The organism is Chryseobacterium candidae, from assembly GCF_004916905.1.
Lineage (GTDB): Bacteria > Bacteroidota > Bacteroidia > Flavobacteriales > Weeksellaceae > Chryseobacterium > Chryseobacterium candidae.
The window spans coordinates 20,275-40,118 of the sequence record NZ_SDLV01000018.1 but is presented as its reverse complement, the minus strand read 5'-3'; the positions used below and the strand labels follow the sequence as shown (position 1 = coordinate 40,118).

Genomic DNA, 19,844 nt, shown 5'->3' with positions numbered 1-19,844 from the left:
GAAAAACGATGAAGAAATTACTGACAATCTCTATACAGAAGAGATGGCTTATGCTGGCTCTCTTCCTTTTACTGGGGTTCTTCGGGTATTATTCCTGGACCAGATTATCCATAGAAGCTTATCCCGATATTGCTGATGTAACCTCTCAGGTGGTAACGCAGGTTCCGGGTCTGGCTGCTGAAGAAGTGGAACAGCAGATCACTATCCCTTTGGAAAGATCCCTGAATGGTCTTCCGGGAATGCATGTGATGCGAAGCAAAAGTACCTTCGGGCTTTCCATTATTACTATGGTTTTTGATGATGGTATAGACGATTACTGGGCAAGGCAGCGTATCCAGGAAAGACTGACGGATGTGGAGCTTCCTTATGGTGCACAGCCGGGATTAGATCCCCTTACCTCGCCCATCGGCGAAGTGTATCGTTATATTATCGAAAGTAACAATCACAGCCTGCGGGAGCTTACGGATTTACAGAAGTTTGTGATTATCCCCCGTATTAAACAGATTTCAGGGATTGCTGATGTGACCAACTTCGGGGGAATTACCACTCAGTTCCAGATTGAACTGGATCCGCATAAGCTTGAACAATACGGATTATCCCTTTCCGAAGTTACCGAAACGATCTCCAAAAACAATGTGAGTGCCGGAGGAAGTATGCTTCCCCGTGGGAACCTTGCGTACGTAATCCGCGGAATCGGTTTGGTAAAAGATTTGGATGATCTTGGAAAAATTGTAGTCAAAACCCAAAATGGAGTTCCTGTTTTTCTGAATGACGTAGGAACATTGAAATACGGAAATCTGGAAAGAAAAGGAATCCTTGGCTACACAGACCATAAGCGTAATTATTCCGAAAGCGTAGAAGGAATCGTACTTTTATTAAGAGGTCAAAATCCTTCGCAAGTGCTGGAAGGAGTACATGAAGCTATTGAAGAACTGAATAACGAAACACTTCCACCGGGTGTAAAAATCCATCCTTTCCTGGATAGAACAGACCTTGTAAAAACCACGCTTACCACAGTTTCTCACACCCTCACCGAAGGAATTGTTTTGGTTATTATTGTGCTGATTGTATTTTTGGGAAGCTGGCGTGGAGCATTATTAGTGGCTATTACCATTCCGCTTTCTTTGTTATTTGCTTTTATATTGATGCATTTTACCAATATTCCGGCCAATCTGCTTTCATTGGGAGCAATTGATTTTGGAATCATTGTAGACGGGGCAATCGTCATGCTGGAAACCATTCTGAAAAAAAGAGAAGAAAATTCAGAAGAAACACTGGAAGAAAAAACGATTACTCAAAGAGTGATTGAAGTAGCCAAACCTATTTTCTTTTCCACCATCATTATCATTACTGCTTATCTTCCATTGTTTGCATTTGAAAGAGTGGAAAAAAAATTATTTACCCCTATGGCTTTTACTGTTGGATATGCTCTGTTGGGAGCTCTGGCTGTAGCATTACTGCTGATCCCCGGATTAGCGTATGTGATCTATAGAAAACCACAAAAGATCTATCACAACAAATGGCTGGAAAAACTAAGCACAGCTTACGGAAAGAGCATTGAAAAAATAATGCAGACTCCCAAAAGAGTTATCATTCCTATTATGATTGTTCTGGTATCTGCCGGAGTTCTCTCCTGGCATGTAGGAAAAGACTTCCTTCCGGAGCTGGATGAAGGTTCTATATGGCTTCAGGTACAGCTGCCACCCGGGATTTCTTTAGCCCAATCAAAGGAAATGAGCGATACCTTGCGCGCCCGTACTTTAAAACATCCCGAAATTACTTATATGATGGTTCAGGCAGGACGTAATGATGATGGTACCGACCCGTGGACGGCTTCCCACTTTGAAGTTTCTGTCGGAATAAAGCCCTACAGCGAATGGCCGGCAGGAAAGACAAAAGCAGACCTCATCAAAGAACTCGCAGCTGATTATAAAGATATGCCGGGATTCACCGTAGGTTTTTCACAACCTATGATTGACGGGGTAATGGATAAAATTTCCGGAGCTCACAGCGAATTAGTAGTAAAGGTGTATGGAGAAGATTTTAAAGAAACCCGAAGAATTGCTGAAAATGTATTGTCTACTTTAAATAAAATTCCGGGTTCGGCAGATCTTGCCATTGATCAGGAACCGCCATTACCTCAGTTGCAGATTATTGCCAACAGAGACAAAATTGCTCAGTATGGTTTGAATGTAGCAGATGTTGCCGACCTTATTGAAGTCGCTTTGGGAGGGAAAGCCATTTCCCAGATCTTTATCGGCAATAAGGTGTATGATATTTCATGCCGTTATACAGAAGACAGCCGCGACACACCAGATAAAATCGGGAACCTGATGCTTACCTCAGCTTCAGGAGCAAAGATTCCTTTATCACAGGTAGCAGAAGTGAAACTAAGTACCGGCGAAAGCACTATTACCAGAGAAATGAATAAACGACATCTTACGGTAAAACTGAATTTAAGAGGTACTGATCTTTCTTCTTTCCTGAAAAAAGCACAGGATACAATTGAAAAAGAGATCAAATACGATCATGAGAAATACCAGATCAAATGGGGCGGACAGTTTGAAAATCAAAACAGGGCGTATTCAAGGCTGGCATTTATTGTTCCGTTAGCGCTGGCCATTATGTTTCTGCTGCTGTATGGTGCCTTTGGAGATTTCAGACAAGCTTTGGTTCTGATGTCTATTGTTCCGCTGGCATTATTTGGCGGAATGCTCGCACTCAATATCCGGGGAATGTCTCTGAATGTATCCTCCGCAGTAGGATTTATCGCACTCTTTGGAGTTGCTATTCAGAACGGAGTGATTATGATTTCTCATATCAATGATCTCCGGAAGAAAGGATATGAGCTGAAACAGGCTGCCATCAAAGGCGCAAAAGACCGTTTCAGACCTGTACTGATGACCGCAACGGTTGCTGTAATCGGATTATTTCCGGCATCACTGGCCACAGGAATTGGTTCTGATGTACAGCGTCCATTGGCAACTGTCATTGTTTACGGGCTGATGTTCTCTACTATTTTAACCCTATTCGTGCTGCCTGCTATTTATTTTATGGCTGAACGCCTAAGCAAAAAACAAAATTTGGAATCAGATGAAAATTAAAGTTCATATTATCATATTATCTGTCGTATTGTTTAATATTACAGGTATGAAGGCACAGGAAAAAGAGCTTTTACCATTTGAAGAATACCTGAGTCTTGTCGGAAATAAAAATTTAGGCTATGCTTCTCAAAAGTACAATGTAAGTATGGCAGAAGCTGCTATCCAGACGGCTAATATGTTTCCTGATCCTGAGCTGGAAATGGAAACCACTAATAACGGTGTACATCAAAATATGGGATATGCCTACGGTGCTTCCATCGGCTGGACACTTGAATTGGGTGGTAAAAGAAAAGCCAGAGTTAATCTCGCCAGAAATCAATCCGAGCTGAGCAAAATACTATTGCAGGATTTTTTCAGGAATCTTCGTGCAGATGCCAGTTTAGGTTATATTGAGGCTTTAAAATCCAAAGCTTTGCTTGAAGTGCAGCAGGATTCTTACAAAAATATGCAGCAACTGGCAAAATCCGACAGTATCCGCTACCAATTGGGAACTATAACATTAGTCTCTTCCAAACAGAGTAAGCTGGAAGCCGCTTCTTTGCTCAATGAAGTATATCAGGCTGAAAGTGCAGAACAGCAGGCTATCACCGGTTTATCGGTATTTCTGGGAGACAGCAAAATAACCGGCAGAGACGTTGCCGGAGATTTTAATGCCTTCAACAGAGATTTCAGTATGGATGATCTGATCCTCCAGGCTTTGAATGAGAGAGCAGATTTAATGGCCGCCAAACAAAATACGGAAGTTACCAAAAGCCAGATCAATCTTGAAAAAGCAAACAGAGTCATAGATCTAGGTATCAGTGCCGGAGCAGAACGACATACGGAAGCGACTAACGAAATTGCTCCTTCCCCAGCTGTAAATGCGGTAAAAATGGGCATTAGTATTCCCTTAAAATTTTCCAACAGAAGAAATGCAGGATTGAAAATAGCAGAAATGGCCCATTCGCAGGCGGAAGTTGAATATAAACAGATTGAACAGGGAATAAAAGCTGAAGTGATACAAGCTTATCAACACTATGCAGCCACTCAGAAACAGCTCAGACAATTTCATAACGGAATGCTTTCGGAAGCACAAAGCATTCTGGAAGGGATTACCTACAGCTATAAAAGAGGAGAAAGCTCTATCCTTGAAGTTTTGAATGCCCAGCGAACGTATAACAATGTAAGAAAAGATTATTATGAGGCTCTTGCAGATAACGCAGCCGCTTTGATTGAGCTTGAGCGAAAAGCGGGAATCTGGGATATTCATTTTTAGCTGGAAGATGGGTTCTGGGAGTTTTATGGAAGCCGTGGATAGATGAAAATCATTTTATTAATTTGGCAACTATATACAATTTACACCATTGTCATTCTGACGAAGGAAGAATCCATGTAAAGCCTAGATTCTTCATTTCACTACGTTACATTCAGAATGACAGAGGGCAGCAGGATTAATGTAAAATTGTATATAAATATCAATAATTTTTAAAAACTCAAAAAATTATCATCAAATTGCAATCAATAAATCTAAAAACACAAATATAACTTCCAGCTTCAAGTCTTCCCGCCTCCAGCATAAAAAAGCCCTGAAATCTATTTGATATCAGGGCTTTTTTTATTTCTTATACTGTGATTCATAAATTTTGATCCAGTCATCAGGCGTCATTTTCTGACTCAGTTCAGCTATCAGTTCAAAAGGAATATCTTCTGCTTTTTTGAAGCGTACACAGGATTTACCCATATCCAGCTTCTTTTTGGAATGTTTGGGATATTCTGCCACAAACCATTCTAGTAATTCCGGTGTGGAATACAATCCCATATGATAGAGTGCTATAAAATTCTTCTGGGAAGCTATATTAATGAATGGCAGCGGCGTTCCGGGTGCACAGTGATATCCGGCAGGATATGTTGTCAAAGGAACTACCCAACCTATCATTCCGTAATTTGTAGCTTCTTCAAAACCTTTCGGGAGATTATTATTCACCGTATCAAAAAGTTTTTTAAAAGCTTCCTGTCTTTCTTCAGGAGTTTTTGAGATATAATCTTCTATGGAAACCGATTGAATCTGCATATTGTATTTTTTTCTAAAATACGATTATTTTATGAAATTGTATACACTGAACATCTGAACATCTTTGCTGCTCTTTTGAAGGAACATCATTTTATTCACATTCGGAACGTACTGAATCATATTCCCGTCTGCAAAACCGTAGTTCTGGAAGAAATTTTTTCCCTTATAATCAAGGCTTACTTCCTGAGGTTTCAGATTGGCAAAGTCAAAAACTTTCATTGAAAACCCTGTGTTACCGAAAGCTCCTTTAGGGTAGAAAGCGGAAATATAAAGCTTGTCTCCAGCTTCCACCACATGAATTCTTTTCCCGGTAGAAGTTCCAGCTGCTACAAATTGTTTTACCTCACCTTCTTTATTAAACTTAATCAGCATTCCCGCATCCAGAGAATATACAGGATCAGGGAAGCGGTTCATTGCTGTAGGCATCGGTCTTGTTACTGTTTCCTGCTGAACAGCCATTAAAGTCTCATCCCCTTTCACAATCGTTTTGATGACCTTTACATCGTTCATATCTTTACTTCCTGCCAGATTGGTATTGCTGATGACCGCTTTTCCGGATTTCATGTCATAAAACATTACTGTTCCGAAAGTACTTGATCCAACAGTAACTGTTGCATTTTTTCTTCCAAAAGTCACCAGATAATCATTGTCATTTTTACTGAAAGCATATAATTTTTCAGGAATATATTTATCATCAAACGGAAGGTCTTTATCTTCAGTATTGGAAACCTGTTCCAGCTTATAAGATTCCTTCCAGCCTGCAGCCTTACGCAACAAAACTATTTTGGCCGAATTAGTTAATGTTAAAGACTTTTCAACATAATCATTGCTCAATATAATTTCTTTGTTCCAAACGGGAGTAAGTGTTCTCAGATCCAATACCAGCACATCATTTACATTATCTGTCTTTTTATTCGCATATCTGTCATTGAAGATGGCTGCATATTTCCCATTTTCTGAGAAAAGGACATAAGTAGTTCCTGATCTGTTGGTAGATTCAATGTTGTATTTTGCAATACTCTTTGTGGTAAAAGTGCCTTCCTTTCTGCTGAAAACATGTTGAAAAACTTCTTTTCTGTTTTCTTTTCCGAAATACTCTTCCGTAAATGCTATCAATTTATCATCATCGATCTGTTGTGATCCCAGATAATTGTGAAGTACACCATTCGTTTTGTTGGCATAATCTTTTACATAAGTATCTACAAGACTTCCATTCTGATCCAGTTTTCTCATCAGTAGTTTCTTATGAGGAAAAACATTTCTCATCAGTCCGTCAATATTGATAACACTGAACATATAAGAATTATAATCATCTGCCAGTACCAGTTTATCATCCGTTTCAAGATTGGCATCCACAGTGAATTTTGTTCCTTCTGTCACTTTGGTCTGTGCGTAAGAGTACACAGAAGCGGTAATTAATGCCGAAGCAAAAATCTGTTTAATCATATTGTTTTCTTTAGTTATTATAAATTTTTTCTTCCAGTCTTTTCAGTTCAAGATTGGCATCGTAGGATAGTTTGATATCCACTAAATGCTCCTGTAACTCATTTAAATATTTCTCTGCTTCCTGATAGTTTCCTAAAGCAATATTCAATCTGATCAGGTTAAAATAAAGATATTCTCCAATCTTCTGATTGTAAACAGCTTTCTTATCGTTGTAATTTACTTTTGTTAAAGCTGTTTTCCAAAGATCAATTCCTTTCTGCATATTTTCCATGGCTACTTTGTTTGGTGCGTAATCTGATTTTGCCTGAAGTTTCTTCAGATTGGTTGTAACGTAGATATACGCTTTTTCCAGATCATCATATTCTCCTTTATTTTTTACAGTCGCCAATGTTACTGTAGAACTGATGGTCTGATACCCGAAGTTTTCATTGATAATATTTCTTATACGGTCAATCGTTCTTTGCAGGGATCTTTTTTCCTGAGCATTCAGATTAATTTCATTAGTCGGAACACTTGCTATTTCTGTAAAATCTGAGAAATAGGTTTTATCCAGCTTTACGGTACCGCCTTGCTTCGCTGTGATTTTTGTTGGCTGATTGGCAAAAGTCTTTCCCTGATTGTCCTGAAAATTTGTTCTTTCCATTTCAATCACAATATCAAGATAATTCCCACCTTTTGAAAAGCCGGTCACATCTATTTGGGAAGCCAGAATTTTGTTATCCACAATTAAAGCATCTCTCAGATCGGGCTGCTGATAAACCGGCATTGAAGGAATATTAAGTACAGGTCTTGAAGGAAGCCTCAGCACAGGAGCTCCGTTGGTAGCTGCAATTTTTTCAACCGCTGATAATTTGCTGTATTCTGCAGATTCCAGTTTGTATTTTTCCTGAAGTTTTTTCACCTCAGCATCATAGTCTTTTAATCTTTCCTGATGCTCATATTTGGCATTCTCAACATTAGTATGATAATTATCTACCTTTTTCTGATGGTCTTCTTTCGAAATTCTTATGACATCGTCTTTTGTAATATTATAGGGAGACTTTACCGTAATCATGTAATTTCTGTTAGAAAGTTCCGTAGGAAACACCGGTTCTTTTAAAAGCTGAAAACTGATTACTTCTTTATCAATTCGCTGAGCCTGGGAAAATTCGGAATAAAATAATGGTATTAAAAAAAGTAGTTTAAATTTATTCATGGATGTTATAGTTTTCAATGCAAATGTATAATAATTTTATGGACAATTTCTGATAATATTTTGTCCAGTTATTATTAAACTGCTCATAAAAAAAGGCAGCCACACGAGTGCAGCTACCTACAAAAATTATTAACTCAAAAAACTTTATTTTTTAATGGCTTTTACTGTTGATTTTGAACCATCTTTAAAGTTCATTGTCACCAAGTATAAACCGGCATTTAACTCACCTAACTGAAGTACTGTTGATGGGTTATCTATGGCTTTCACTTCTCTTCCCGCCACATCTGAAACTGTTATACTCTTAACATTTTTTATATCATTAATATGAAAAACATCTTTAAAAGGATTTGGATAAATATCTCCTTTTTTAAAACCACTTACTTCAGCAGTACTGAGTTGGGTATTTTTGTCTGCAGAAAAAGCAAAAAGGTTGACAATACCATCACCTCCGCTTTTTGTAAGGGTAACACTTTTTACAGATTTAGACTGGTTGGCTGTATCCATATTCAGTGCAAACTGATATATTCTGGGATTAAAGCTATCAGCTTCTATATCATCAATACCCACAACAACTCTTCCCAGACCCTGAACCGCATAATTGGAGCCGCCATACCAATCAGGAATACTGATATTGGAAAATACCTGAGAAGTATTATCTGTAAATGTCACTGTAGCCATTACGGTAGCCGCACCACTTCCGCTTGTTGCAAGCATATATAGTTTTAAAGCTGCTAGTGGTGTTATAAATACAAGGGTTCCATTTTGCCCGGCAGTTTCCAACCTCAGCGAATTATTGGAATTCAGATCTCCCAACTGATAACTCAATCCGGGAGTTGAGGCTACTACAGAATTAATAATACCATTCACAGGTATACCAAAAGCCAGAGGCGGATCAGAACTCACTGCTTTAAAATCTGTCGCTACAAAAGCATACCCTACCCCATCAATATCATTGGAAACGGAATCATAAGAAGATCCGATACCATTAGCTATAACATCATCCGTATATCCGGACAGAACAGGCATTGTTTGAAAATTTTGAGCCTGCATTACAACGGTAGAGAATAAAACAACGCATGAAAGCTTTTGTAAGAATAATTTTTTTTTCATAAAGAGATCTTTTTTGTGTTTAATCTAATCCAAAAATAAAAAACCCATAATAAAAAAGCTATTTCACATAACAATAAATAACATATTGACTTAAATTGCAAAAAAAAGCTACAAAAAGGCTAAAATTATTAGTACTCAAAAAACTTATAATGAATATTATTTACTTATTCTGAATAATAGATCTTGGAAGCTAGAAATTATCTGCCTCATAAAAATTGGAATATCAAATCTCGGGAAGTTACACCTGATCACAAAAAAGGCAGCCACACGAATGCAGCTGCCTACAGAAATTATTAACTCAAAAAATTTTATTTTTTAATGGCTTTTACTGTTGATTTTGAACCATCTTTAAAGTTCATTGTTACCAAGTATAACCCGGCATTTAATTCACCTAACTGAAGTTCCGTAGTTGGGTTATCAATAGTTTTCACTACTCTTCCTGCCACATCCGTAACGGTTACAGATTTTACATCTTTGATATCCGCAATATACAGGACATCTTTGAAAGGATTAGGATATACATTCACTTCTTTTTTCTTCAAATGCGTTTCTGAAGTGGATAAAGAGGTAGCCACTTCAAATGTAAAATCAATGAATTCTCCTCTTGAAATAGCAGTGCAGGGGTTTGAAGGAGCTGTACTGTTATAATCAGTCACCACTCTCATTCTATAAGTTCCAAGAGGTGTTCCTGCAGGTACAGTGATAGATCCCGAAGTACTTGTAATATAGGTATTGGTAACAAACATTCTTTCTGAAGCTTCAAAAGTTAAGTTATTATTCCAGTCTACCCAAACGCCAATTCCACATGTAGGACCACCGGCAGTAAAAGATACTGAAGTACTGGATCCCGGAGCATTTATTATTTTGTTGCTGCTTGCTGTTAAGTTTTGATACCCACCTGCAACACTTGAACCGGACGAATAAGCCATATCTACAAGTCCTCCTGTAGAACTGAAATCAGAAAGCCAGGAATTCTGAGAACCGGATGAAGGCAGACAGTACCCTGTTCTGAATGCAGTAGCTTCACTCCAGATACTTTTGTCACTGGCACTGCATACAGATCTTACCCATGCATAATAGTTCGTATCCGCAGATAGTAAATTCAATGGCGCAGAAATAGTGGTAGAAGTTACAGAATTGGAAGCATTCAAAACCGTTGTAGCATCAGGCGCAGTATTGGTTGTACTGTAATATACTTCGTATCCGTTTGCAGGAACTGAAGCGGGTGCGGTCCAACCGATTGTTGCTGAGTTCATTGTTACGTTTGATGAAGTAGGTGCCGTTGGCTCAAGACAGGAAGGGATATTCTGAACGGTAATATTATCAATATAAATAGAACGTGAAGAACCTCCTAAACCATGTTTAAATGCTAACTGTAAATCAGTACCCGCCGGAATATTAACTGTATATTGAGTGTGGGTAGTTGTTAGAGCAATTGGAGATCCAATGGGTGTAAAAGAATTGGGATCTGTAGGATTTGATAATGTTCCCACTAATAATGTATAATTACTTCCTCCTCCTCTTGCATAGAACCTTACACGCTTCGTACCATCTGAAAGGTTGATAGCAGGAGGTGCAACCAGCATCTGACTACCCGTAGTAGCACTTGAATTGGTCATATAATAAGCGTTAGGAGCTGAATAATTATTTGTTGTTGTTACATATCCATAACCTGCAAATGATGCACTTTCCAGATATGCCCAGCAGCTTGGAGCATTGGTATTTGAAATTGAACCTGTACTTGTTGTATCAAAATTCTCTGTATATGGAACAGTGAAAGTAGAACAGGCTGTTTTAAATGTTCCTGCAAAAGACCATACGCTTTGGCTGGTTGCAGTATTACAGTTGGATCTCACCCAATAATAGTAGGTTGTATTTGAATTGAGACCTCCTATTGTTGTACTTGTTCCTGTTACTCCAGGATAAGTAGGGGTTACTGAATTTGCAGGAGTTGTGTTTGAGGTACTGTGATACACATCATAACTGGCAGCGCTCCCCGTCCAGGAAACTAAAGCAGAATTAGCTGTGATTCCGGAAACCGCCTGCAATGCTGGAGGTGCACAGTCTGAATACACATCTGCTGAAAAAGCAAAAATATTAGGATAACCCGAGCCGCTTGCTTTGGTTACCATCACACTTTGTATGGGTTTTGCCTGATTAGCAGCGTCTATTACTAATGCATTTTGATAAAGTCTTGGATCCGTAGTACTGGATTCTAAGGCATCCGTAGTTCTTTTAATCCTTCCTATTCCCTGGATGGCAAAATTGGATCCCCCATACCAGTCAGCAAGACCTATATTGGAAAATACCTGGCTGCTTCCATCCGTAAAATTAACTGTAACATTTACAGCAGATGTTCCACTACCGCTGGTAGAAAGCATATACAAAGTAAAAGCCGGTTTAGGAGTGGTAAAAGTAAGAGTTCCGCTATCATTGGTAGCAGCCAGTCTTAATGAGTTATTCCCACTTAAGTTTCCTAAAACATAGCTAAGTCCGGGAGTTCCTGCAACAGCAGAATTAATAATACCATTTATTGGCAGACCATAAGTAAGAGCCGGGCTTGTAGAAGTTAACTGAAAATCTCTTGCAACAAAAGCGTAAGAAACTCCATCTACATCATTAGTTGTTGAAACTGATGAGGAACCTATTCCGTTTGCAATTACGTCTGCCGTATAGCCTGAAGAAACCGGCATTGGCTGAAAATTTTGAGCCATCATTACACTGGCTGAGAAAAGAGCGATGGCAGACACCGCTCTAGAAAATAAATTTACTATCATTTTAATTACATTTGCGGCGAAATTTATAAAAAATAACAATATAAAATTATTATTTTTAATTAAAAATCAATATTTAATTAATATTAACAAAATATCAACATCAAAATTTATCAGAATAATTAGAATTTAAAAGGTATATAAAAACTTGAGAAAACTCCTTCTTAATTAACTCATAATTTTATTATTGAGAAATTAAATCCTATTTTTGTCATACAAATTTTTTGAACAATGCCGAATATTTCAAACAGAGCACTGCATATGCCGCCATCGCCGGTAAGAAAACTGGTTCCTTTTGCATTACAAGCAAAACAGAAAGGAATAAAAGTATATCACCTTAATATCGGACAGCCTGATATTGAAACTCCGGAAACAGCTTTAAATGCTTTAAAAAACATCGATTTAAAAGTATTGGAATATGCGCTTTCTGAAGGGAATATTGAATACAGAAAAGCCCTTACAGAATACTACCACTCTTTAGGCTTCTCAGATCTTACTCCTGACAACTTTATTGTTACCAACGGAGGTTCTGAAGCGCTTAACTTTGCGATTTCTACTTTATGTGACGAAGGGGATGAAGTGATTATTCCTGAACCTTATTATGCCAACTACAATGGTTTCACCAGCACATTTGATGTGAATGTAGTCGCTGTACCTTCTACAATTGATACTGGCTTTGCTTTGCCACCTGTTGAGGAATTTGAGAAAAAAATTACAGAAAAAACAAGAGCAATCATTATCTGCAACCCTGGAAACCCTACAGGATACCTTTATACCCGTGAGGAGCTTCAAAAACTGGCAGAAATTGCTTTGAAATATGATATTGTAATCATCTCTGATGAAGTATACAGAGAATACGTATATGATGGAAAGCAGCAGATTTCAATGCTTGATTTCCCTGAATTAGCAGAAAACTGTATCATCATTGACTCTGAATCCAAGCGTTACTCTATGTGTGGGGTAAGAATCGGGTGTATGGTAACACGTTCCAACAAGATCCGCAATGCTGCCATGCTTTTTGCACAGGCAAGATTAAGCCCTGTTCTTTTAGGACAGATTGCAGCAACAGCAGCACACCAGAATGATGGCCCCTACATCAGAGCCGTAAGAGAAGAATACACCCACAGAAGAAATGTATTGGTAGATCTTTTAAACGCTATTCCTGGGGTGATCTGCCCTAAGCCAAGAGGTGCTTTCTACTGTGTTGCAGAACTTCCGGTAGACGATACTGAAAAATTTGCCCAGTGGCTGCTTGAAAAATACTCTCTTGACAACGAAACCATCATGGTTGCGCCTGCAGGAGGCTTCTACAGCAATCCTGAATTAGGTAAAAAACAGGTAAGAATTGCCTACGTTCTGAAAGAAGAAGACTTAAAAAGAAGTGCTGAAATTCTTAAAGAAGCTTTAAAGAAGTACAGAGAAGAATTCAGTCTGTAAAATAAATCCTATGCCGACAACAAAAAAACTCTATCTGAAAATCCTGTTTTCGATTCTTTTGCTGTCGGCATTTTTTTCTTGTGATTCCAAAAAGACAGAACAGTCAGTTCCTCATAAAAATCCACACGAGATTACATTCATCAGCGTATCCGATATTGAAGGGAATCTTGGAAATTACAGGATTATCAAAGCCACAAAAGATTCTGTTTTTGCAGAAAAAGGAGTGACAGCCCGTAAAACCCATAAATCATGGGCATCTGCCATCCATCCGCAAATTTGGAAAAAGCTGGTATCATCCGTCCATATTACAGATCTTGACCATATCAAAAGCTCTCCCAGCCAGCAGTCTGTAGGCGGAACAGATGAAACCTTCCAGATCCGGACTCCCAAAAAATCTCATATCTATGTGAATGCTTATGCAGACACTTTACATTACGAGCAGTTACAGCAACTTAAAAAACAACTAGACAAGATTCTTCCCAAAGAATACCAATAAAACATGCAAGAAAATTTTTCATTAAAGCCTTATAACACATTCGGTGTTGAAGCCAGGTCCCGATTTTTCACTGAAGTCAATACCATTGATGAGTTAAAAGAAGCACTCACTTTCGCGGAAACGCAGTCTCTTCAGCTTCTTTTTTTAGGAGGAGGAAGTAACATTCTTCTTACCAAAGATTTTGACGGCCTTGCCATCAGACTTAATTTAAGAGGAATTTCTGAAGAGAGCATCCATGAAAATGAAGTGTGGGTAACCGCAAAAGCAGGTGAAAACTGGCATGAATTTGTAATGTACTGCCTGCAAAAAAATTATGGCGGTCTTGAAAATCTTTCCTTAATTCCCGGAAATGTAGGCACTTCTCCGATGCAGAATATCGGGGCTTACGGAACCGAAATTAAAGACATTTTTGTAAGCTGTGAGGTTTTGGATTTAGAAAGTTTTGAACTGAGAACGTTTAATCTTGAACAATGCAGATTCGGGTACAGGGACTCTATTTTCAAACAGGAAGGAAGAGGAAGATATGTTATTCTGGAAGTTACTTTTAAACTGACTCAAAAAAATCACTCCATCAAGACAGAATATGGAGCTATCCAATCTGAACTGGAAAATCTTGGCATTGAAAACCCTACCATTCAGGATGTTTCCAGAGCAGTGATCAATATCCGACAAAGCAAATTACCAAATCCTAAAGAAATCGGAAATGCCGGAAGTTTTTTCAAGAACCCTACTATTCCTTTGGCTCAGTTTGAAGCATTAAAACAACAGTTTGAAAATATTCAGGGCTACCCGAATGGAGAGATGGTAAAAGTTCCTGCCGGATGGCTGATTGAGCAATGTGGATGGAAAGGAAAGCAGATCGGGAATGTAGCGTCACACAAACTGCAGTCTCTGGTCATCATCAATGCTACAGGAAATGCTACAGGGAAAGAAATTTTTGATTTTTCTACAGAGATCATCAATTCTGTGAAAGATAAGTTCGGAATAGAGCTTGAACGGGAAGTAAATATTATTTAATCTAAAAATAGATAAAGGCTGATTCGTATGGATGCAGTCTTTTTTTATAGCATTTTTTGGATTAACTTAAAAACGCAAGGATTTTATATTTTTTATAATATAATTTCTCACAGATTTTGCAGATGACACAGATGTTTGGAAAAATGACTTTTATCCAAATTTTGTTGAAAACCTCCGATTTTCTTATCCTTAAAAGTGATCTATTATTCAAAATCAATGCGCCTTTTCACGTACCCAACAAAAATTAATTCAGAATCAATTCACATCTAGTCTCCGGAAAATCATTATTTTAGCTTAAAAATTACAATTCGCGATGAAAATAGCTATTCTTGGAGCCGGAAATATGGGCCTTTCTTTCTCAAAATCATTTTTAAAATACGAACTGATCAAACCGGAACATCTTCACCTTATTATCAGAAGTCAGGAAAAATTCTCCAAAATAGCTGAAGAATTTCCCAAATCTAAAATTTCCACTTTTGAAGAAGTAAAAGACATCGATGCTGATCTGATTATCATCTCTGTAAAGCCTCAGGATTTTCAAAATGTGGCTCAAAATATTCAATTTACGTTCAAAGAAAACCAGATGGTTTTATCCATCATGGCAGGAATCAATATTGAAAAAATCCAAAGATTACTGAATCATCCGCTTGTTGTAAGAGCAATGCCCAACTCTCCTACCCTTCTGGGAATGGGAATCACTGGCTATACTGCAGCCAATGGCATTTCTTTCAGCCAGTTAATCAATATTGAAAGGTTATTGAACAGCACCGGAAGATCTGTTTATCTGGAAAACGAAGAACTGCTGGATGGTGTTACCGCTCTTTCAGGAAGCGGACCTGCTTATTTCTATTATATTATCGATGCAATGATTAAAGCAGGGATTGAAATGGGAATTGAAGAAAATCTTTCCAAACTTTTTGTAAAACAGACGATGCTGGGAGCTTATCATCTGATCAATAATTCAGAAAAGAATCTTGAAGAGCTGATTAAAGATGTTGCATCCAAAGGCGGAACTACCGAAGCTGCCTTAAAAACATTTGAAGAAAACAGCTTCAAAGAAATTCTGAAACAGGGAATTCTGAACGCCGAAAAACGCGCCAGGGAACTTAATAATTAAATCTTTTTTCAATCATTCTGCAAAACTCCCACCCAAGATACACTCCAAAAGTATTCAGGATGATATCGTCTACCTCAAATATTCCCATTCTTGTAAAATACTGAAGTGCTTCCACAATAACAATACATGAGATAAAGCCAAACATCAGAGGTTTCAGCTGTTTCAGTTCGGGAATAATCCAGCCCAAAAATCCAAAAGGAATAAACATTATGATATTCCCTAAAACAATACTCACAATATCTATAGTCTTATTAGGCCCCTGAATAAATTTTATAGTAGAAAAAAAAGGTTCTACCGTAATGAGATTTTCCTCATATTGAAATCTGCCCATTCCTAAAAACATCAGATAGAGCAAAAACAGAGTATACGGAACAATAATAATTTTATAAATTTTCTTTAACATGGAACTGCTAATATATTCATTTCAAAAACATTAAATTTGTGTATTAAAATAATTTAATGAAATACGTTCTGCTTACACTTATTTCAGCAATGCTGCTGTCGGTTTCATGGCCAACTTATGGGGTTCCGTTTTTTATATTTTTCGCTCTTGTTCCTCTTCTCATGATGGAGCATGGAATCTCAAAATTTTCAGATTATAAAAGGAAAAGCTGGGTGGTCTTCGGATTGTCTTATCTATGTTTTGTGATCTGGAACGTAGTTACTACAGGATGGCTTTATGGCTCAAAAAATCCTGACGGAAGCCATTCTCTGATGGCTGTTGTATTCCCGGTACTGGTCAATTCTCTTTTATATTCACTGGTATTCCAATGTTATCACTGGTACAAAAATGCACAGGGAACCTATTGGGGATTAGGATTCTTGATCGCCATCTGGATGAGTTTCGAAAAATTTCATTTGGGATGGGAATTGACGTGGCCCTGGCTAAACCTTGGGAATGTATTTTCAGATTACCCAAAACTGATCCAATGGTATGATACTTTAGGAGCAACCGGAGGAAGTTTCTGGATTCTTGTTATTAATGTTCTTATTTTTTACACCGTAAGAACATGGGAGGCAGGAAGAAAACGAAAAGACCTCATCAAAAACTCAGCTATTGTTGCGGCTTTAATTGTTCTGCCAATGATTATTTCAGTCATCAAATACAACAATTTTGATGAAAAACCCATAGGACAGGTCAATGTTTTGATGCTGCAGCCTGATCTTGACCCTTATGCTGAAAAATATTCGAAAGACAGTCTGACCATAGAACAGGATTTATTAGCACTTGCTGAAAAAAACTCAACAGGTAAGATTGATTATTATATAGCACCGGAAACAGCTCTTCCTGGAAGAGGATCTATTTCCGAAACTGCTTTTGAAAAGAGTTTACTTCTCAACAATATTAAAGGATTTTTATCCAGTCACCCAGGATCTGTTTTTGCCACAGGAATTTCTTCACACCGTTTTTTTTATAATCCTGCAGACTTACCTAAAGAAGCATATCAGATCAACAGCGGAGTTTGGGTAAGCAGTTATAATACTGCCATTCAATTGGTTCCTAATCAAAAAGTCCAGGCTTATCACAAAGGAAAATTAGTCCCTGGTGTTGAAATATTTCCTTATATGAATGTTTTAAAACCATTGCTGGGAGATGCCATGCTTAACTTGGGAGGAACTGTAGCTTCTTTGGGAACAGATAAAGAAAGAGTTGCTTTCTCAAACCCTTATAACAGAGGAAAGCTAGCCCCTATCATTTGTTATGAAAGTATTTATGGTGAATTTGTAACAGACTATGTAAAAAAAGGAGCTAATTTCTTAGGTATCATGACCAATGACTCCTGGTGGGGCGTTACAGAAGGGCACAAACAGCTTTTATCTTATGCTAAACTGAGAGCTATTGAAACCAGAAGAGAAATTGCCCGTGCGGCCAACAGTGGAATTTCTGCACATATCAATGCTAAAGGTGAGATAACCGCTGACACTTTCTATGGTGACCAAACCGCTTTATTTGCGAAAGTAAATCTGTATGACACTATGACGTTTTACACCAGAGCAGGTGACCTTCTTTCAAGGTTTTCCATATTTGCACTGGGATTTTTATTGTTCTACTATCTGATTGAATGGTTCAAAAAGAAAACAAAGAAAGCTTAGTTTTTAAGCACAAATTACAGGAATCTTTATACAAATAACACAATCAGTGTAATCTGCACAATCAACGAGAAAATAGCACACTTGCAAACTCTGCAGATCACGCAGATTTTTGTTCCATAAAAAAGAGAAAAGCCAGCTGGACGTCTGGCTTTTCTCATTGATAGAAGATTGAATTGATTCAATTATTTAATCGTAAGTTTTCTGGTGGTTATTTCGTTTTTTATCTTCAGTTGTAATAAATACACCCCTTTAGGCAGATGAGAAACATCAATAGACTGATCTCCATTGACACTGATATTAAGTTTTCTTCCATCCATTGAATACATTTCGGCTTCTGAAACTTTTTCTCCTTTTATATACACTTTATCTGACGTAGGATTTGGATAGACAACAAGTTGTTTTTCAGATTTGATTTCAGCTGTTCCCAGTACACCTTGTGTAGAAGCGTCAGAATATACTTTTGAAGCGTCAATAGATTTCACACTCCAGTACACATTCTGAATGGACGGATCAAGCTCAAGGAACCAAGATGGTGTTGTTACTACATATTTAGCAATATCTTGAGCGCCCTGTGCGGTTCCTACGGTAATTTCATAACGCAATGCATTCACCGGAGTTTTATCATCAGAAGCACCACTCCATGTAAAATTGAAACGGTTTCCGTTTTTAGTCAGATTCAGCTGCGTTGGTGCTGCAGGTTTTGCGTTTGACTCTGTAGAATTATTTTTAAATATTTTAGTCAGTGAAGGAAAATCTGAAGCAGACCAGTCGAACCCACCCAATAATATGTCCGGATGATGATCATTATTACAATCAAAAAGCTGCACCAATCCAGGACCTCCGAGTTTAGTAAGCCCCGTTATAGTTCCTTCATTAAATATATGATTGGAAACATCATAGATATAGGTTTTCACAACAGCGGTGTAATTCTCATTTCCTGAAATGATAAAATCGTAATAGCCGTCATTATTTAAATCTCCTACACTTAGTGCAACATCTGAAATATCACCTACAGGAATTATCTGTGGAGTTAATGCTCCGTTACCATCATTTATTAAAACAGCAGAATAGACATCATCATTGCCATCTCTTCCAATCACCACGATATCCTGAAAACCATCAGCATTAAAGTCTGCAAAATCTATCTTCCCCACCGCTACAGGCGCAAGATCCTGTGTAGGAACAAGAACTCCAGACTGATTCATATATACTTTGGATACCGCATCTCCATTGATATCTGACCCAATAATCACAAGATCAAGAAGATTATCATTATTAAGGTCTACTACTTTAAAACTTCCACTCTGAGTTCCATCTACCCAATTTTCTGTAAGATCAAAACCTGCACCCGTGTTTTTGTAATAATCCAGTCTATTTCCAAAACCTCCTCCATGAGCGTATTGAGTTCCATTAATAGCATAATCAGGTTTTCCATCGTGGTTAAAATCAAAAACTTCAAGGGATCCGTAAATTTTACCTGGTAATTCTGCTTCTTTTACAAATCCTGTCCCGGTATTTTTGAACCGGTATTGTTTATAATTAACAACATCCATATAGCTGAGTCCTGTAGAAATAATATCCATTAACCCATCATTATTATAATCAATGAATTTAATATCTCCAAGATGCGTTACATCTGCTCCCAATCCTACAAACGGCAATAAGGTTGTCCCATTATTCTGATATACTTCATTATAAGTACTGTCTACATTTCCGTCCCCATCAGAATCTATTGCTCCGTTGAGCACGATATCCGGTGTACCGTTATTGTCTATATCCGCAATATCAGCTGCAGAATAATAAAAGTTATTCATGCTTGTCTGCACCTCGGTAAAGTTCTGAGCCATGATGCCGACTGGTAACATAGAGCATAAAATATAAATCTTTTTCATATTTATTTTTATTTAGATTAATTAAAAACAAAGATAGAGTATTAAATTCTCTGTGTAAAAAAAAGCCCGTATGAAATATATCAGCACTGATTATCTGCTGTATCCCAAGGAT

At 37.8% G+C, this 19,844-nt stretch carries 14 protein-coding genes; 7 read left to right on the top strand and 7 right to left on the bottom strand.

Annotation, left to right across the window (positions count from 1 at the left end; all coding sequences use genetic code 11):
• Window positions 1-8: 8 nt before the first annotated feature.
• Both EK417_RS09675 and EK417_RS09670 read left to right on the top strand, forming a co-directional pair.
• Window positions 9-3,104: an efflux RND transporter permease subunit gene (locus EK417_RS09675; protein ID WP_136522061.1), complete on the top strand. Its 3,096-nt coding sequence runs from the start codon at window positions 9-11 to the stop codon at window positions 3,102-3,104.
• On the top strand, window positions 3,094-4,359 hold the full coding sequence (locus EK417_RS09670; protein ID WP_136522060.1) for a TolC family protein: 1,266 nt from the start codon (window positions 3,094-3,096) through the stop codon (window positions 4,357-4,359). The genes EK417_RS09675 and EK417_RS09670 overlap by 11 nt, the downstream gene beginning before the upstream one ends.
• Before the next feature lie 339 nt (window positions 4,360-4,698).
• On the opposite strand, the gene EK417_RS09665 is transcribed toward EK417_RS09670, so the two are convergent.
• From EK417_RS09665 to EK417_RS09645, 5 genes are all read right to left on the bottom strand, one after another.
• Window positions 4,699-5,154 (bottom strand): DUF1801 domain-containing protein, encoded by a 456-nt coding sequence (locus EK417_RS09665; protein ID WP_136522059.1) that lies wholly within the window; start codon window positions 5,152-5,154, stop codon window positions 4,699-4,701.
• Window positions 5,155-5,178: 24 nt separating this feature from the next.
• A complete protein-coding gene (locus tag EK417_RS09660) occupies window positions 5,179-6,600 on the bottom strand; it encodes a hypothetical protein (protein ID WP_136522058.1) in 1,422 nt (473 codons plus the stop codon).
• A 10-nt stretch (window positions 6,601-6,610) separates the two neighbouring features.
• A complete protein-coding gene (locus EK417_RS09655) occupies window positions 6,611-7,795 on the bottom strand; it encodes a hypothetical protein (RefSeq protein ID WP_076595882.1) in 1,185 nt (394 codons plus the stop codon).
• 144 nt (window positions 7,796-7,939) lie between these two features.
• The gene (locus EK417_RS09650; RefSeq protein WP_136522057.1) at window positions 7,940-8,905 is read right to left on the bottom strand and encodes a T9SS type A sorting domain-containing protein; all 966 of its coding nucleotides are present in this window, start codon (window positions 8,903-8,905) and stop codon (window positions 7,940-7,942) included.
• A gap of 308 nt (window positions 8,906-9,213) precedes the next feature.
• Window positions 9,214-11,682, bottom strand: a complete 2,469-nt coding sequence (locus EK417_RS09645; RefSeq protein ID WP_136522056.1) for a GEVED domain-containing protein — start codon at window positions 11,680-11,682, stop codon at window positions 9,214-9,216.
• Window positions 11,683-11,910: 228 nt separating this feature from the next.
• On the opposite strand from EK417_RS09645, the gene EK417_RS09640 reads away from it, so the two are divergent.
• The 4 genes from EK417_RS09640 to proC all read left to right on the top strand — a co-directional run bounded on the left by EK417_RS09640 (window position 11,911) and on the right by proC (window position 15,746).
• Window positions 11,911-13,116 (top strand): pyridoxal phosphate-dependent aminotransferase, encoded by a 1,206-nt coding sequence (locus EK417_RS09640; RefSeq protein ID WP_076595879.1) that lies wholly within the window; start codon window positions 11,911-11,913, stop codon window positions 13,114-13,116.
• Between the two features lie 10 nt (window positions 13,117-13,126).
• Window positions 13,127-13,612, top strand: a complete 486-nt coding sequence (locus tag EK417_RS09635; protein WP_076595878.1) for a hypothetical protein — start codon at window positions 13,127-13,129, stop codon at window positions 13,610-13,612.
• A gap of 3 nt (window positions 13,613-13,615) precedes the next feature.
• Window positions 13,616-14,629, top strand: coding sequence for a UDP-N-acetylmuramate dehydrogenase (gene murB / locus EK417_RS09630; protein ID WP_076595877.1), 1,014 nt, complete (start codon window positions 13,616-13,618; stop codon window positions 14,627-14,629).
• 313 nt (window positions 14,630-14,942) lie between these two features.
• On the top strand, window positions 14,943-15,746 hold the full coding sequence (proC, locus tag EK417_RS09625) for a pyrroline-5-carboxylate reductase (protein WP_076595876.1): 804 nt from the start codon (window positions 14,943-14,945) through the stop codon (window positions 15,744-15,746).
• On the opposite strand, the gene EK417_RS09620 is transcribed toward proC, so the two are convergent.
• The gene (locus EK417_RS09620) at window positions 15,736-16,149 is read right to left on the bottom strand and encodes a VanZ family protein (protein WP_076595875.1); all 414 of its coding nucleotides are present in this window, start codon (window positions 16,147-16,149) and stop codon (window positions 15,736-15,738) included. The genes proC and EK417_RS09620 overlap by 11 nt on opposite strands.
• A 56-nt stretch (window positions 16,150-16,205) precedes the next feature.
• Here EK417_RS09620 and lnt point away from each other — a divergent pair, with 56 nt between their 5' ends.
• Window positions 16,206-17,840 carry an apolipoprotein N-acyltransferase gene (gene lnt / locus EK417_RS09615; RefSeq protein WP_136522055.1) on the top strand — a complete coding sequence of 545 codons (1,635 nt, stop codon included), beginning with the start codon at window positions 16,206-16,208 and terminating at the stop codon, window positions 17,838-17,840.
• A 182-nt stretch (window positions 17,841-18,022) separates the two neighbouring features.
• Here lnt and EK417_RS09610 read toward each other — a convergent pair whose 3' ends face one another.
• Window positions 18,023-19,732: a T9SS type A sorting domain-containing protein gene (locus tag EK417_RS09610; RefSeq protein WP_228457919.1), complete on the bottom strand. Its 1,710-nt coding sequence runs from the start codon at window positions 19,730-19,732 to the stop codon at window positions 18,023-18,025.
• Between the last annotated feature and the right edge of the window lie 112 nt (window positions 19,733-19,844).

Excerpts from the sequence above, each read along its gene's own strand:
- EK417_RS09675 (WP_136522061.1), top strand. The coding sequence starts at position 9 with ATGAAGAAATTACTGACAATCTCTATACAGAAGAGATGGCTTATGCTG.
- EK417_RS09670 (WP_136522060.1), top strand. The coding sequence starts at position 3,094 with ATGAAAATTAAAGTTCATATTATCATATTATCTGTCGTATTGTTTAAT.
- murB (WP_076595877.1), top strand. The coding sequence starts at position 13,616 with ATGCAAGAAAATTTTTCATTAAAGCCTTATAACACATTCGGTGTTGAA.
- EK417_RS09635 (WP_076595878.1), top strand. The coding sequence starts at position 13,127 with ATGCCGACAACAAAAAAACTCTATCTGAAAATCCTGTTTTCGATTCTT.
- EK417_RS09665 (WP_136522059.1), bottom strand. The coding sequence starts at position 5,154 with ATGCAGATTCAATCGGTTTCCATAGAAGATTATATCTCAAAAACTCCT.
- EK417_RS09660 (WP_136522058.1), bottom strand. The coding sequence starts at position 6,600 with ATGATTAAACAGATTTTTGCTTCGGCATTAATTACCGCTTCTGTGTAC.
- EK417_RS09640 (WP_076595879.1), top strand. The coding sequence starts at position 11,911 with ATGCCGAATATTTCAAACAGAGCACTGCATATGCCGCCATCGCCGGTA.
- EK417_RS09650 (WP_136522057.1), bottom strand. The coding sequence starts at position 8,905 with ATGAAAAAAAAATTATTCTTACAAAAGCTTTCATGCGTTGTTTTATTC.
- EK417_RS09620 (WP_076595875.1), bottom strand. The coding sequence starts at position 16,149 with ATGTTAAAGAAAATTTATAAAATTATTATTGTTCCGTATACTCTGTTT.
- EK417_RS09655 (WP_076595882.1), bottom strand. The coding sequence starts at position 7,795 with ATGAATAAATTTAAACTACTTTTTTTAATACCATTATTTTATTCCGAA.
- EK417_RS09645 (WP_136522056.1), bottom strand. The coding sequence starts at position 11,682 with ATGATAGTAAATTTATTTTCTAGAGCGGTGTCTGCCATCGCTCTTTTC.
- EK417_RS09610 (WP_228457919.1), bottom strand. The coding sequence starts at position 19,732 with ATGAAAAAGATTTATATTTTATGCTCTATGTTACCAGTCGGCATCATG.
- proC (WP_076595876.1), top strand. The coding sequence starts at position 14,943 with ATGAAAATAGCTATTCTTGGAGCCGGAAATATGGGCCTTTCTTTCTCA.
- lnt (WP_136522055.1), top strand. The coding sequence starts at position 16,206 with ATGAAATACGTTCTGCTTACACTTATTTCAGCAATGCTGCTGTCGGTT.